The organism is Paenibacillus oleatilyticus, assembly GCF_018998565.1.
GTDB lineage: Bacteria > Bacillota > Bacilli > Paenibacillales > NBRC-103111 > Paenibacillus_G > Paenibacillus_G oleatilyticus.
This window is the reverse complement of sequence record NZ_JAHNZO010000001.1, coordinates 227,479-242,810: the sequence shown is the minus strand read 5'-3', so window position 1 is coordinate 242,810 and position 15,332 is coordinate 227,479. Positions and strand designations below refer to the sequence as shown.

9 protein-coding genes are annotated in these 15,332 nt (G+C 59.9%); 7 read left to right on the top strand and 2 right to left on the bottom strand.

Annotation, left to right across the window (positions count from 1 at the left end; translation table 11 throughout):
* Positions 1–188 precede the first annotated feature (188 nt).
* The 3 genes from KQX66_RS01110 to KQX66_RS01100 all read left to right on the top strand — a co-directional run bounded on the left by KQX66_RS01110 (position 189) and on the right by KQX66_RS01100 (position 6,350).
* The gene (locus KQX66_RS01110; protein ID WP_216788765.1) at positions 189–1,748 is read left to right on the top strand and encodes an MDR family MFS transporter; all 1,560 of its coding nucleotides are present in this window, start codon (positions 189–191) and stop codon (positions 1,746–1,748) included.
* Between the two features lie 15 nt (positions 1,749–1,763).
* The gene (locus KQX66_RS01105; RefSeq protein WP_216788764.1) at positions 1,764–2,324 is read left to right on the top strand and encodes a PadR family transcriptional regulator; all 561 of its coding nucleotides are present in this window, start codon (positions 1,764–1,766) and stop codon (positions 2,322–2,324) included.
* Positions 2,325–2,909: 585 nt separating this feature from the next.
* Positions 2,910–6,350 (top strand): PQQ-dependent sugar dehydrogenase, encoded by a 3,441-nt coding sequence (locus KQX66_RS01100; protein ID WP_216788761.1) that lies wholly within the window; start codon positions 2,910–2,912, stop codon positions 6,348–6,350.
* 106 nt (positions 6,351–6,456) lie between these two features.
* Here KQX66_RS01100 and KQX66_RS01095 read toward each other — a convergent pair whose 3' ends face one another.
* Positions 6,457–6,891, bottom strand: a complete 435-nt coding sequence (locus KQX66_RS01095) for a MarR family winged helix-turn-helix transcriptional regulator (protein ID WP_216788759.1) — start codon at positions 6,889–6,891, stop codon at positions 6,457–6,459.
* 231 nt (positions 6,892–7,122) lie between these two features.
* Between KQX66_RS01095 and KQX66_RS01090 the strand changes: the two genes are divergently transcribed.
* From KQX66_RS01090 to KQX66_RS01075, 4 genes are all read left to right on the top strand, one after another.
* On the top strand, positions 7,123–11,634 hold the full coding sequence (locus KQX66_RS01090) for a DEAD/DEAH box helicase (protein WP_216788756.1): 4,512 nt from the start codon (positions 7,123–7,125) through the stop codon (positions 11,632–11,634).
* A 28-nt stretch (positions 11,635–11,662) separates the two neighbouring features.
* Positions 11,663–11,875 (top strand): hypothetical protein, encoded by a 213-nt coding sequence (locus KQX66_RS01085; protein ID WP_216788754.1) that lies wholly within the window; start codon positions 11,663–11,665, stop codon positions 11,873–11,875.
* A 131-nt stretch (positions 11,876–12,006) separates the two neighbouring features.
* Positions 12,007–13,377 carry a dicarboxylate/amino acid:cation symporter gene (locus KQX66_RS01080; RefSeq protein ID WP_216788752.1) on the top strand — a complete coding sequence of 457 codons (1,371 nt, stop codon included), beginning with the start codon at positions 12,007–12,009 and terminating at the stop codon, positions 13,375–13,377.
* 147 nt (positions 13,378–13,524) lie between these two features.
* Complete coding sequence (locus KQX66_RS01075; protein ID WP_216788750.1) at positions 13,525–14,403, top strand: DinB family protein; 879 nt, start codon at positions 13,525–13,527, stop codon at positions 14,401–14,403.
* On the opposite strand, the gene KQX66_RS01070 is transcribed toward KQX66_RS01075, so the two are convergent.
* A complete protein-coding gene (locus KQX66_RS01070) occupies positions 14,400–15,197 on the bottom strand; it encodes an HAD-IIA family hydrolase (protein WP_216788748.1) in 798 nt (265 codons plus the stop codon). The genes KQX66_RS01075 and KQX66_RS01070 overlap by 4 nt on opposite strands.
* Between the last annotated feature and the right edge of the window lie 135 nt (positions 15,198–15,332).

Below are 15,332 nucleotides of genomic sequence, written 5' to 3'. Positions count from 1 at the left end.
GCAAATTTTATCATTTATTTAGTAAGCATAAATACAATTTCTTGACTTACTCCATTATATGATACTTAAAAGATTAGGGCAAACTACGCCCAGAGAAAAAAATCACACTTGCTCTTGTCACCTACTCAAATTTGAGTATAATTCAGTTTAGCACTAAAAATACATCCAGGTAAAGTAAGGAGCAATTTATGGTTCAGAAAAAAACGAATACCGCATGGACGGTCGCCGCGTTGATGCTCGGGCTGCTGCTGGCTTCGCTCGATCAGACGATCGTTTCGACCGCCATGCCGACGATTATCGGCAAGCTCGGAGGACTCGACAAGTACGTATGGGTATTTTCCGCGTACTTGATCGCCAACGTCGTATCGATGCCGATCTTCGGCAAGCTCGGCGATATGTATGGCCGGAAGCTGTTTTTCCTGCTCGGTCTTGTCGTGTTCATGATCGGCTCGGCGCTTTGCGGCACCTCGACGACGATGACGCAGCTGATCGTCTACCGCGCCATCCAGGGGATCGGCGGCGGTGCGCTGATGCCGATTACGTTCGCTATTATTTTCGATATTTTTCCCCCGGAGAAGCGGGGCAAGATGCAAGGTCTGTTCGGTGCCGTCTTCGGCATATCGAGCGTGCTCGGGCCGCTGGCGGGCGCTTATTTCACCGATCACGTGAACTGGACGTGGATTTTTTACATTAATCTGCCGCTCGGTATCGTATCGTTGATTCTTATTTCGCTCTTCTATCATCCGGTGCTGCCGAACAATCCGAATCAGAGAATCGACTGGCTGGGAACGTTCGTCTTTGCCGTTTCGATCTTGAGCCTGATGTTCGGATTGGAGCTCGGGGGCAAGGAGTATGCATGGGATTCAGTGCAGATCATCGGCTTGTTCGCTATCGCGGTCGTCTTCCTTCTACTGTTCATCCGGATCGAGATGCGCGCCGCTTCCCCGGTCGTGCCGCTTCCGCTCTTCGGCAACCGGTTGTTTACCGCCAGTATGGGCGTCTGTTTCTTCTACGGGGCGCTGATGATGTCCGCGGCGACGTACATTCCGCTGTTCATTCAAGGGGTATTCCAAGGATCGGCGACGAGCGCCGGACTCGTACTGACGCCGATGATGCTGGGCGTGGTTGCCAGCAGTGCGATCGGTGGGCGGTTTATCGGAAAGCTGTCGTACCGGGGCATCATGCTCGGCTCCGTGCTGCTGCTGCTGATCGCAACCGCGCTGCTCAGCCTCGTATCCGTCGATACGCCCCGTTGGCAAATTACGCTTTATATGATTCTCATGGGGCTCGGCATCGGCACGGGCTTCCCGGTGACGTCGATTTCTTCGCTGCATAACGTCGACTTCCGGTTTCGCGGCACCGTTACCTCGCTGGTCGGCTTTTTCCGTTCGATCGGCTCTGCCGTAGGCCTGACGGTGCTGGGCGCGATGCAAGCGTCCGCGCTAAGCCGCCGGTTGGCCGAGCTGTTGCCCGCCGGAGCGGGTGCGAAGACGCCGGCCGATCCGCGGGCGCTGCTGTCGCCGGAGTTTCAGGCGAACGTTCCGAAGCCGGTACTGGAGAAAATGATGGTCGGTCTTGCGGATTCCATCGCCTATGTATTTCAAGTAACCATCGTGATGGCCGTGCTCGCGCTCATCTTTATTCTGCTCATGGGTAAAGCCAAAATGGAAGTCCCGGCGAAAGGCCCCCGCAAAGAAGGCGGCAGTCCGGATGAGGGCTCCGGCGTTCACGCCCCGCAGCATATGTAAGGCAGGTGAATACGGTTGTCCATGAAGCTCGTCATTTTGGGTCTGCTCATGGAAGGAGACAGCCATCCCTACGAATTGCGGCATAAAATGAAGGAGCGGGCCATGCTCCACTACATTAAAATGCAGGAAGGCTCGCTGTACTACGCTATCGATACGCTGAATAAAGAAGGGTACATTGAGGCGCTGGAAATTGTAAAGGAGAGCGGACGTCCCGACCGCACCGTCTACCGCATCACGGAAGAAGGCAGGCAGCTGTTTCACCGCCTGCTGCTGGAGCAATTCGAGAGCCGCACGACCGTCTTTCACCCGATGTATGCGGCGCTGGTGTTCGCCTTTCATGGAGATGCGCAGCGTATTCATGCCATTATTACGCAAAAGATTGAAGAGCAGCGCCGCATCGTAGCCTTGCTGCATGACATCTACGAGGAGCATATCCCTACCGTGCCGCGCAGCGTGCTACATATGATGAAAGGCCGCTGGGAGCACGCCGTCACGGAGCTGCGCTGGCTGGAACGGCTTGCTGCCGATGCCGCGGCAGGAAGGCTGTACGAATTCGGCAAGCCGCTAGAGGAGTAGGGGCCGGTTATACGAAGGATTATTGAAAAGAACGACGGGCCCGAAAGGGCCTGCTGTGTTTGTCAAGAAAGTGGTTTTACTAATACAGAGAAACATACGGAGGTGGGGTATGCACTGGAGGAGCGACAGCGTTCGCCTTTGTCCGCGGGAAATATCCGCTGCGAAGCGGCTTCAAATCAAAATTTCCTGCGGACAAGAGCGACCGGAAGTGTATACCCCACCCCCTTGTACATCTCTCTATTACTTCAATTGACCACTTTTTCAACAAACTCGACGGGCCTGAAAGGGCCCGTTTTTCTATACAATAATCTTTGTCAATATCCGGCAAGTAAGAGATCAATAAAGGAAATGGAAAAATCACTATGATAAAGGTATGATGATGTTAATATATGGTTATCGGTCCAAGAGATGACACCTTTCCGTTCAGTTCAAGTTTCTGAAAACTAAGGTTGCCGTCTCTTTTTTTGTTATAGGGTAGAAAAAAAGCAGGCGATGGCGGTTAGGAAGGGAGGTGGGGGAAACCGGTGGCTTCGGCTTATACGTCTTATTTTTTGCAAAATTCATGGAAGGGAGCATGATTTGAGGATGAAGGTTAAAGCGGCAAAAGCATTAGGAATTTCCGTGCTGCTCGCGCTGCAGCTCCTGGTGCCCGCTCAAGGGTTCGGGCAGGAGGCGCGGCAAGACAGCCTGGAAACGGGGAAATCGAACGCTTCGGCAACGACTACCTCCGCCGTCTACGGCAGCGGAAGCATCGGAACGATGGCAGCTGTTCCCAGTCCATGGTCGAACAAAGATATCGGCTCCCCGGCGCTGGCGGGCAGCGCGGACTTCAATCCCGGTACGGGCGTGTATACGGTGAAGGGAGCGGGCAAGGACATCTGGGGCACCTCAGACCAATTCCATTACGTGTATCAGCCGTTAACCGGCAGCGGCGCGATCATCGCGCAAGTGACGGGACAAGGCAATACCGACGACTTCGCGAAGGCGGGGCTGATGATCCGCGAGACGCTCGATGCGAACGCCAAGCACGTCGATATCGCCGCGGTTCCGTCCGGCTTGTATACATTCCAGTACCGGAACGCCGTAGGCGGGTCGACGACCAGCGTGAAGACGAATGCAACGAGTCCGTCGTGGCTGAAGCTTGAGCGTGACGGCAATACGTTCAAAGGCTCGTATTCCACGGACGGATCGACCTGGACGGAAGTAAGCCAGACGACCGTTGCGATGGGAAGCAGCGTTTATGTCGGTTTAGCCGTTTCGAGCCATAACGTTTCGAAGCTAAACACCGCCACCTTTACCAACGTAAGCCTTGGCGGATCGGATACGACGGCGCCTTCCGTACCGACAGGTCTGAACTCGCCGAATCAAACCGAAACGACCGTGGATCTGTCATGGACGGCTTCGACGGACAATGTCGGGGTTGCGGGCTACGACGTGTTCCAGAACGGGACCTTGATCGGAAGCCCGCTCGGCACCTCGTATTCCGTCGTAGGGCTGACGCCAGGCACGGCGTACAGCTTTACGGTGAAGGCGAAGGATGCCGCCGGCAACTCGTCGGCCGCCAGCAGCCAGCTCAGCGTAACGACCAAGGCCGATACGACGGCTCCGACCGAGCCGACGAACGTAGCTGCGGCTGGCAAGACGGATACGACCGTGACGTTGACCTGGGCCGCTTCAACGGATAACGTCGGCGTGACCGCTTACGACATCTACCGCGACGGGACGCTTGTTAAGGCCGATGTCGCCGATACGTCGTACACGGTAACGGGACTGACCGCAAGCACGGCTTATTCGTTTACCGTCAAGGCCAAAGATGCCGCCGGCAACCAATCGGCCGCCAGCTCGCCGGTATCGGTCACGACGAACGCTCCGGGACCGGGCGAAATTCCGGCTCCGTGGCAGTCGAAGGATATCGGTTCCCCGGCCGTAGCCGGCAGCGCTCTGTACGATGCGAATACCGATGTGTTCACCGTATCCGGCGCGGGCAAAGATATTTGGGGCACGTCGGACCAATTCCGCTATGTGTACCGGCCCTGGAGCGGGGACGGGTCGATCGTTGCTCTGATCACCTCCCAAACGAATACGGACGGCTGGGCGAAAGCGGGAATCATGATCCGCGAGAACCTGAATGCCGATGCAAAGCATGCCGACCTGCTCCTGTCCCCGTCCAACGGCTTCACGTTCCAGTACCGGACCACGGCGGGAGGATCGACGGAATCGGTCAAGCAAGCGTCTTCAAGCCCTGCCTGGGTGAAGCTGCAGCGGACCGGCAACGTGATCAAAGGCTTTGTCTCCAATAACGGCATGAACTGGGGAGATATCGGCAGCGTAACGGTCGCCATGGGGGCGAATGTATATTTCGGTCTGGCGGTCACCAGCCATGACGTGAACACGGCCAGCACGGCTACGATAAGCAAAGTGACCGTCAACGCGTCGGGGGACGTCTACCCGCCGACGGCTCCGACCAATGTGGCTGTGGACAGCAAAACGGACACCAGCGTAGACCTGACGTGGCTTGCCTCGGTGGACGATATCGGCGTCACCGGCTATGACGTTTACCGGGACGGCCAGCTTGCCGGCAGCACGACGACAGCAACGTCCTTTAAGGTAACGGGCCTCAAGGCGAACACGACGTACAGCTTTACTGTGAAAGCGAAAGATGCAGAAGGACGCGTATCGGAAGCCAGTACACCGCTCAGCGTGACGACGGCGGCACAGCCGGATACGCAAAGCCCGACAGCTCCTTCCAATCTGACCAGTCCGGGCAAAACCTCCTCCTCCGTTTCCTTGGCCTGGACGGCATCGACGGACAATGTGGGCGTGTACAAATACGAGGTGTACAAAGACGGGACACTGGCGGACAGCACGACCGGCACGACCTTTACCGTCAGCGGCCTCAAGGCGAACACGACGTACAGCTTTACTGTAAAAGCGAGAGATTTGGCGGGCAACGTATCGGCGGCCAGCAACACGGTTTCCGTGAAGACTTCGGCGACTTCTACCGATCCGTATACGCTGCAGGTCGTAGCGGACAATCTGGAGGTTCCGTGGGCGTTGGCGCTTGCTCCGGACGGACGGATTTTCTTCACCGAGCGCAACAGCGGCCGCGTCCGCGTAGTCGTCAACGGCCAAGTGCGCAGCACGCCGGTCATTACGCTCGGAGCGCCGTTCTACTATCAGCCGAAAAGCGAAGGCGGGCTGCTGGGGATTGCGCTCGACCCGAATTTTGAGACCAACCATTACATGTACTTGTACCATACTTACAAGGATTCCAATAATACCGTGAAAAACCGTTTGGTCCGCCTGATCGAGAATAACAATACGGCAAAGCTCGACAAAGTGCTGCTCGACAAGCTGCCCGGCGCGGTCTATCACAACGGCGGACGGCTCAAGGTCGGCCCGGATAACAAGTTGTATTTCAGCAACGGCAACTACGGCAAAACGGACGATACGCTGACGTACCTCGGAGGAAAAATTTTCCGTTTAAACCTGGACGGCACGATTCCGAGCGACAACCCGTTCGGCGCCAGCTCGCCGGTGTATACGAGAGGCCACCGCAACCCGCAAGGACTTGCCTGGCAGCCGGGAACGAACCGCCTCTTCTCCTCGGAGCACGGTGAAGCCGCCAAGGACGAAATCAACCTTATCGTGCCGGGAGCCAACTACGGATGGCCGGATTACGAAGGCGACAATCAGAACAAGCCGGGCATTACGCCGCCCCTCATTCACAGCGGCAATACAAGATGGGCCCCGTCGGGCATCACGTTCGTCTCCGACGGACCGTGGAAAGGGGATCTGCTCGTGTCCAACCTCGTCGGCAAGCAGATCATCCGCATGCAGGTAAAAGAGCAGAACGGCAAGCCGGTGATCGGCAACCTGAGCTACCTGTATAAAAATACCTACGGCCGGATCCGTGAGATCATTGAAGCGCCGGACCGTTCGCTCTACTTCATTACAAGCAACAACGGCGACAAGAACGGCGACGGCACCCCGGATAAATTGATCCGACTCATACCGAATTTTTAAGCGAAAATAATCATAAAGAGGACCGCTCCGATGATCTCGCCTCCAAGGGGGTTAGGCTATGTCTAACCATTGGGGGGCAGCTCATTAGGGCGGTCCTTTTTATGTCTTACTCGGACATTTTATGGGCGATTTTCTCGAAGCTTTGCAGGAACGGCTCCAATTCGTGCGGCTCCAGATAGGACAAGTAGGTGTTGATCACTTCCGAACGGAGCGCCCGGATACGGAGCAGCGCTTCGCGCGCCTGTTCGGTCGCTTCCAGAAGCACGACGCGCCTGTCGTTCTCGTCGTGTCTCCGGTGCACGAACCCGTTTTGTACCAGACGGTCGATCATGACGGTAATCGCGCTCGGCGTCACTTCCATCCGTTGGGCCAGCCGGCCGACCTGGCACGGCTCGCACCGGACGATCGTATACAGCATCATGATCTGGGGCCCCGTCAAATTCAGATCGGCAGGCAATGCCAACCCCGGCCCGAGTTTTTGGAACATTGTAAAAAACGCTTTTTCAAACCGCTCGATCGCGTGATCCATAGGATCAGCCATGCTTTTCAGCTCCTCATTTGAATAATCCGATATTTAAAGTGTTAATAGGTTAGATTTAATTTATTCGAATGAATCGTAGCACCGAGTTGAACATGTGTCAATGGAAGACAGCGGCCCGGACGGCGGGGAAGACGGAATTTCGCTTGGATGTGCCGGCGCCTGTTTTTTGGTATGATACCGATATCGAACGTACATTTGGGAAGAAATTTAGGGGAAGAAGGGGAAACGAACATGGATGCGGAGTCGCCAATCGGGTTTCATCCGCTGCTTGCCGCCTGGTTCGGGCAGACGTTCGGGAAGCCGACGGAGGTGCAACTGCGGGCGTGGGAGTCGATCGGTTCGGGCGCTCATACCTTGATCGCCGCGCCGACGGGTTCGGGCAAGACGCTTGCGGCGCTGCTGCCCTGCTTGGACCGGATCGTGACCGGGAAGGCCGCGGACGGAGCGGTCCGGGGAGTTAAGCTGCTGTACGTCACGCCGCTCAAGGCGCTGAACAACGATATTCACCATCACGTTGTCGGCTTCATCGATCAATTGGAGCGGACGGCGGAGGAGACCGGCCTGCCGTGGCCGGGGTTGACCGTTGGCGTCCGTACGGGCGATACGACGCAGAGCACCCGGGCGTCGATGCTGCGGCAGCCGCCGGACGTGCTCGTGACGACACCCGAGTCGCTGTATATTTTGCTAACGTCTCTGAAAGGCAGAGACATGCTGCGGACCGTTCGCCATGTGATTGTAGACGAAATTCACGACCTGGCCGAAGGAGCCAGAGGACTGCATTTGTCGGTGACGCTGGAGCGTCTCGTCGCTTGGTGCGGCCGTTCCCCGCAGCGCATCGGCGTGTCGGCGACGCAGAAGCCGATCGAGCGGGTCGCCCGTTTTCTCGGAGGCTGGGAGCCTGCGGAAACAGGGGGCTCGAACGGCGAGGCGATGGCGGAAGGTAGCGGGTCGGATGAAGCTCAAACCGGAAGGGGTGCCGGATCGGACGAGACCGTAGCGGGCGCGGATGTGGCTGTGGAAGCCGGTCATGAAACGATTGCGGACGTCCCCATGCGGCCTCGTCCGGTGAACATTGTGGAGAGCCGAATGGACAAAGCGCTTCAGCTTGTCGTCACGATGCCGGAGCAAACGTTCATTACGCAGGACAAGCAGGAAGCCGTCTGGGGGCCGGTCACCGAACGTCTCGTGAAGCTTATGGAAGGAAGCCGGTCCGTGCTGATCTTCGCCAACAACCGGCGGCTGTGCGAGCGGCTGACGCTGCGGCTGAACGACCATGTCGGCTACGAATTGGCCCGCTCGCATCACGGCAGCGTCTCCCGGGAGCAGCGGCTTGAGGTGGAGCGCGCGCTCAAAGCGGGCGAGCTTCGCTGCCTCGTAGCGACGTCTTCGCTGGAGCTGGGCATCGACGTCGGCCATATCGATCTCGTGGTGCAGATCGATTCGCCGAAGAGCGCAGCCGCGGGAATTCAGCGCATCGGCCGGGCCGGACACAGCGTAGGCGGCGTCAGCCGGGGCGTCATTCTGGCGCGCAGCCGCGGCCAACTGCCGGAATGTGCCGTGCTGTCCCGCCGCGTGCTGGAGCGCGACATTGAGGAAATCCGCATCCCGGTGCAGTCGCTGGACGTTTTGTGCCAGCAAATTGCGGCGATGGTGGCGGGGGGCGACTGGACGATCCATGAACTGGCCCGCGTGTTGGCCGGCAGCTACGGGTACCGGGATTTTCCGCGGGAGCGGCTATTGGACGTGCTGCAGGTGCTGTCCGGGTATTACCCGTTCGTTCGTCCTCTCCTGGATTGGAACCGCGACACAGGCGTACTGTCCCGCCGAGGGGTAACGGGTATGGCCGCCATTATGGGGGCCGGCACGATTCCCCAGAGCAGCGCCTACCCGGTGCATCATGCGGACAGACGTGTGCACATCGGCGAGCTGGACGAGGAATATATTCACGAAAGCCGGGTCGGCGACGTGTTCCAGCTTGGAACGTCGTCCTGGAAAATTCAATCGATCAAAAACGACCGGGTGTACGTCGTCGAAGCGGGCAACCGGTTCAGCGAGATTCCGTTTTGGCGGGGCGAAGGGCAGGGTCGCACGTATGAATTGTCGCGGGACATCGGGAAGTTCATGGACGAGCTGGAGCGCCGGCTCGAACGGGAGGAGCCGCATAGCACGCTCGACTGGCTTACCCGGGATTACGGGCTGGACGCCGGAGCCGCGGGCGAGCTGATTGCGCTGGTTCGGTCGCAGAAGGCCGTGTCGACGGTGCCGACACATCGCCGCATCGTCATCGAGCGGTTCCGGGACGAGCTGAAGCAGTGGCATGTCATCGTGCACAGCACGTTCGGCCGGACGTTCAACCGCACGTGGCTGCTGGCGCTTCGGCAGCATGGGGAGGAGCGGTTCCCCGTGCGGCTATTCGCGAATGCCAAGGACAACGGCATTCATTTTGTCTTGTCCGGCGCCGACGAAGGAATGGCCGCAAGCTTCGTGGCGATGCTTCGCGGTGTGACGTCCGCCCGGCTCGAAGCGCTGCTGCGCGAGGCGGTGCCGTCTTCGCCGCAGTTCGGGGCGGCGTTCCGCCGTCTGGCCGAGACGTCGCTGCTGCTGTCGCGAAGCTTTACGCGGACGCCAGCGTGGAAGAAGCGGCTGCGCAGCGAGGAGCTGCTGCGGGAATCGCTGCCGTACGCCGAGCGGTTTCCTTTTCTCGGTGAGGCGATGCGCATTTGCCTGCAGGAGGAGCTGGACATGCCGCGGGTGCGGGAGGCGCTGGAGCAGATTGAGGCCGGAGCGCTCGAGGTGAACGTGCGCGAGAGCCTATTTCCTTCGCCGCTGGCCGCGGCGTTTCTGACCGAGTTCATGGGCGCCCAAATTTACGAGTCCGACGCCGTCGGCAAAGATATTCAACTGCAACTGCTCGGTCTGGAGCGGGCGCAGGCCGGACGGCTGTTCGGCGAGAGCCCGGTGCTGGGGGCCGGGCAGCCGGACCGGGACGCTGCGGAGGAGGAGCCGTGGCCGGCTTCCGCCCCGCTGGAGCAGCCGGAGACGCTGCTGCGCATTCTGAAGCAGCGAGGCGACCGGACCGTCGCCGAGATGGCGAGGCTGGCCGCCGATAGCGGCGCCGACGAGGCGGGGCAGGTGGAAGAAATCGGCAGGCTGCTCCGCCGATTGGAAGAGGAAGGCAAAGCGCGCCAGATCGAAGTCGGCGGAGAAGAGCGCTGGATCTGCTCCGACGAAGCGGATACGTATGCGCGGTTTGCAGACGATCCGCTGGCCGCGCGGTTTGTGCTGACCCGTTACATGGAGCACCGCGCGTCATTTACGGCGGAAGAGCTTGCCGCCCGGTATGGCGCGGCTTTGCCGCTTGTCGACGATCTCGTGAGGCAATGGGCCGCGGACGGGACGATCGAACCGGCTCTTGGCGGAAGCGAAGACGGGCCGCGGACTTGGGTGAGCCGCGAAACGGCAGAGCGCCGGATTCGCAGAGCCGAACGGGCGCTGCGCGGGCAGGCCGATCCGGTCGATCCGGTCCGGTACTGCCGGTTCTTGATGGCCGCGCAGCATGTCCTTCCGGGCAGCCGCCTCAGCGGGGAAGAGGGGCTCCGGGACGTGATCGGCAAGCTGCAGGGCTGGTTTTTGCCACTGTCCGAATGGGAGGCGTCGGTGTTTCCTTTGCGCTTGACCGATTACCGCAAAGAAACGCTCGACCGGCTGTGCGCGGCGGGCGAGGTGATCTGGATCGGGCGCAAGGAAGCGGGTGAGAAGGAAGGCCGGGTCGCCTTCTTTCTGGCGGAAGCGAAGGAACTTTACGCCCCTCTGCTCAAGCGGGGAACGGCCTCGAAGCACGAGCCGCTGGTGGAGCTGCTCCGGCGTAAGGGCGCAAGCTTCCTGTCGGCGCTCAGCCGTGAAACGGGAAGCGTCCCATCGGAGCTGACGGGGGATTTGATCGAGCTGGCTTGGGAGGGGCTAGTCTCCAACGACCAGTTTGCGCCGCTGCGGATGAACGGAAGCGGCAGGAAGACCACGGCCAAAACCGCCGCCAAATTCCAATCCGGCCTTGGCCGCTGGTATGCGCTGGAGACGCTGGCGGAGGAGCAGCCGGGCGGAGGCGACTCGCTCGGCGCTTGGGTCAAGCAAGCGCTGGACGGCAGCGCGCTGCTTACGCGGGACCTCGCCGGTACGCTGCTGCCGTGGTCCTGGGACGATGTGTACGGCTCGTTGAAGCAGCTGGAGCTGTGGGGGATGCTGACCCGCGGCTTCTGGGTCCGGGATATTGCGGCGATGCAGTTTGCCGCGCCGGAGACGGTAGGGCGTCTCCGGGAGGCGGTCTGGGAAGCGGGAGGCGGCGAAACGGTGCTGCTTCCGGCCGCCGATCCCGCCAATCCGTTCGGATTGACGGTAAGATGGCCGGCCTTGCCGGGCGTCGCTTTTGCCCGCAAGCCGGGCAACGATCTCGTCTTCCGCGACGGGCGCTGGGTGTTGTGGTGCGAAAATAACGGCAGGCGCATGCACACGCTGCACGCGCTGGCCGGCGTGCAGGAAGAGGCATGGCTGCCGGAGGAAGAGCGGCTGCAGTCGCTTCGGGCCGTGCTGCAATCGGTTTTGAAGAAGCCGGGTGTCCGCAAAGTGGTCATCGATACATGGAACGGGGAGCCGGTGCTGGACACGCCTGCCGCGGGGACGCTGCGGCAGCTCGGAGCGGAGGCCGACCGCGCTTCGCTCGTCCTGTGGCCAAGCTCGTTGCGATAAATTTTGCTTTTGGGAAAGGATGAACCGGATGAAAAGCATAGAAGAGCGGTTGAACGAATATAAAGAAAGGGCGGCCTCCGTTAGCCGGGAACCCGGCGAGGCGGCTCAAGCCTTCGCCCTCGAACTGATCGGAGAAATCGAGAGGCTGGCGGGCGAAAACAAGCGGCTGCGCAAAGCGCTCGCGCAGTCGGCGGACCGGCGGTACGAATCGACGAAATTAAGAGACGCCTTAAGAGAATAGCCGGTTTTGTCGCCGGATGGCCCGCGAAAAAATAATTTAGCAATAAAATACTTATTGACAGCCGCCGGAAATGGGCATAGAATACCTAGTAAACGAGTGGGGATTATTAGGATATACTCTTGAGGAGGCGCATGATTGTGAATTCCCTATACATTGCCAGCTGGGCTGTTGCTGTCGTAGTCCTGCTGTTGCTATTTTTCGCGGCCAAGAAAAAGGTAGGTTTCGGGACGCGCGTATTAATCGCCATGGTGCTCGGCGTGGTCGTCGGGGCGGTGTTCGGTAAAGAGGCGACAGATCTCGGAACGATCGGCTCCATCTACGTCAACCTGATCAAAATGATCGTTATGCCGCTCGTCATCGCAACGATCATTTCCAGCATTACGTCCGTATCCGATCCGAATATGCTTCGGAAGATCGGAACGAAAACGATCGCCTTGTTCCTGATCACGACCGGTATCGCGGCGGCCATCGGTGTCGTCGTTGCGGTGATCATCGATCCGGGCGCTGGCATTCCGTACGTGCAGGATGCGAAATTCGCCGCCAGAGAAATTCCGTCGTTCCTGAAAGTATTTATGGATCTCGTACCGGCAAACCCGGTGAACGAGATGGCTACCGGCAAGGTCGTGCCAGTGATCGTATTTGCCATGTTCGTCGCGGTCGCCATTACGATCGAAGGCAACCGCAAGCCGGAATCGGTCCGGCCGATCAAGGAAGTCATTCAATCGTTCGCCGTCGTGATGTTCCGTGTGACGAAGCTGATCATCCGCCTGACGCCTTACGGCGTGTTCGGACTGATGGCGGCGATGGCTGCGAAATACGGCCTCGCTTCGCTGCTGCCGATGGGCAAAGTGGTCATTGCCGTTTACATCGCTTGCTTGCTGCACTTCGTTCTGACTTACGGCTTCCTGGTGACGTTCGTGGCGCGGGTCAACCCGCTCCGCTTCCTGAAAAAGATTTATCCCGTGCTGGCCGTCGCTTTCACGACGCGGAGCAGCTATGCGACGCTGCCGGTCAACCTGGAGGTTATCACGAAGCGGCTTAAAGTATCCGACCGGATTGCCAGCTTCGTCGCTCCGCTGGGCGCTACCATCAACATGAACGGCTGCGGCGGCTTGTATCCCGCGATTGTCGCGATCTTTGTCGCCAAAGTGTTCGGCATCGATCTGACGATCACGCATTACCTGCTCATCGTCGGCTCGGCGATGATCGCTTCCGTCGGCGTAGCCGGGGTACCCGGACCGGCTTCGATCTCGACGACGGTCGTGCTGGCCAGCGTCGGTCTTCCGATCGAGGGGATGGCGATGGTACTCGGCATCGACGCGATTCTCGATATGGCCCGGACGGCCATCAACGCAACGGGGACGACCGTCAGCTCTCTTGTCGTCGCCGTAACGGAGAAAGAATTCGACCGCGAGGCGTTCAACAACGAAGCGGACGAAGAGCTCGAAAACTATGACGTGTCTTCGCGCAAAGGCGGGTCCAAAACTGTGGTCGCCGGTTGACACGAATCGGAAATAAAATAATCTCTAACAAAGCCAAACACCGCTCCTTCGCAAAGGGCGGTGTTTGTTCGTTTCCGGCGTTCGTTGGACCGGTATATGGTAAAATAGGGCTAAATCCGTCACAGCTTTTGCAAAGGGGGAAGGAGAATGGAAACCGGCTTGGGTCAAGCGAAGCTGCTGCTGCGCGTGCCGGAGATGACGGCGGCGCTGCGCTTTTACGAGCAGGCGCTCGGCTGGGAGCGCCTGGAGCTGTGTGCGGCAGCGGGCTACGCGCTGCTGCGTCAGCCCGGCGGCGATGCAGCGCTGCTCGCCGCGGAAGGCACGGCGGCGGAAGCGCTCCGCCGCCTGCAAGCTCCGGCTTGCCGGGAGCTGTCGCCCGGCAGCCGGTTTTATGTGACAGCGCCGCCCGGCGAGGCGCTGGAGCGGCTCCAGCAGCGCGCCGCGGAAGCCGGCGGGCGCTGGTTCGACGAGACGGAGCCGGGCTGCTGGCGGACCGTCACGATCACGACGCCGGAGGGCTACCGCGCGGCGTACTGGCAGGAGCTGTTTCCGAGCGCCGAGGAAACGCTCGCTTTGTTCGCAGCGGGGCCGGACCGGCTGGAGGCCGCGCTGGAAGGGCTTGGCGAGGCCGGGCTCGATCTGGCCCGGGCGCCCGGCACATGGAGCATCCGCGAGCAGGTGCTCCATGTGGTGGATCTTGAGCTTGCGGCGCTGCACAAGCTCAAGTTCGCTTTGGCCGGGCCGGAGCGCGGACGCGCCTACAACGGCAACGGCTTCTCGCAGGACGCGTGGGCTGCGGGCATGCATTACGCCTCGCGGCCGGTCCGCGCCGAAGTCGCGCTGTTCCGGCTGCTGCGCGAGCACGTGCTTAGCGTATGCGAGCATACGCCGGGAGCGCTGGCCCGCAGCGTCATCGCCTCCGGCAAGGAGGAGACGGCCGGCCGCCTGATGAAAATGATGGCCGGCCACGCGAACGTCCACATTCGCCGGATCGGCGAGATCCGGAAGCGGCACGCCATCGATTAGCCGAGGCTTTCCGCCAGCTCCATCAGATGCGTGCAGATCCGCTCGGGACGCACGCCCGTCCGGGCCATCTGCTCGTCCACATTCGCGGCGTTGGCCAGTCCGGTCAGCACAAGTGCCGTCCGGCAGCCTGCGTCGGCTCCGCCGCGGATATCGGTGTTCAGGTTGTCCCCGACCGTCCAAATCTCACCAGGGGTCAGCCCCAGCTTGGTGACGGCGTAGCGCATAATGATCGGTGAAGGCTTCCCGATGACGATGGGTGGCGTTTCGCTTGCCCGTTCGATCGAAGCCGCGATGGAGCCGGCTCCCGGCGTCAGCCCGCCGTTCCACGGCAGCAGGTGATCGGGATTCGTCAGGATGTACGGGGCTCCGCCGCGGATATAGCGGACGGCCGCAAGCAGCTTGCCGTAATGGAACGCCCGGTCGATGCCTTGTACGACCGCAGCGACCGTTCCTACCGGGGCGTCCTCTGTGACGGGTATGAAGCCGCCGTCCTTCAGCGCCGTTCGCAGTCCTTCCTCGCCGATGCACAGCACGCGTCCGTTCCGGGCGCCGGTTTCCTGCAAATACATCACGGCCGCTTGCGAGGAGGTCAGCACTTCCTCCGGTTTGGCTTCGATCCCGGTCTTGATGAGGTGCGCCGCAACTTGCTCCGGCGTCCTTGACGAATTGTTGGTTACATATAAGAACGGGTAGTCTTTCTCCCGCAGCCAGCGGATAAAATCCGCCGCATAAGGGATCGGATGGTCCCCATGGTACAGCGTCCCGTCCAAATCCAGCAAAAATCCATGTCTCATGATCTGTCCTCCATTTGTGCGATGCGTGCCGTACGGGCCCGACTCGTTTCTCGCGTTGTCCGCTCCAATTATACCGCGAATGACCTTCCGAGGCGAACGTGTCGCTTTATCCGTCTGTGCCCTAATAACCAAAAA

Bases quoted from the DNA above. Each gene is read 5' to 3' on its own strand.
- KQX66_RS01070 (WP_216788748.1), bottom strand. From the start codon at position 15,197: ATGAGACATGGATTTTTGCTGGATTTGGACGGGACGCTGTACCATGGG.
- KQX66_RS01100 (WP_216788761.1), top strand. From the start codon at position 2,910: ATGAAGGTTAAAGCGGCAAAAGCATTAGGAATTTCCGTGCTGCTCGCG.
- KQX66_RS01110 (WP_216788765.1), top strand. From the start codon at position 189: ATGGTTCAGAAAAAAACGAATACCGCATGGACGGTCGCCGCGTTGATG.
- KQX66_RS01090 (WP_216788756.1), top strand. From the start codon at position 7,123: ATGGATGCGGAGTCGCCAATCGGGTTTCATCCGCTGCTTGCCGCCTGG.
- KQX66_RS01085 (WP_216788754.1), top strand. From the start codon at position 11,663: ATGAAAAGCATAGAAGAGCGGTTGAACGAATATAAAGAAAGGGCGGCC.
- KQX66_RS01095 (WP_216788759.1), bottom strand. From the start codon at position 6,891: ATGGCTGATCCTATGGATCACGCGATCGAGCGGTTTGAAAAAGCGTTT.
- KQX66_RS01075 (WP_216788750.1), top strand. From the start codon at position 13,525: ATGGAAACCGGCTTGGGTCAAGCGAAGCTGCTGCTGCGCGTGCCGGAG.
- KQX66_RS01080 (WP_216788752.1), top strand. From the start codon at position 12,007: ATGATTGTGAATTCCCTATACATTGCCAGCTGGGCTGTTGCTGTCGTA.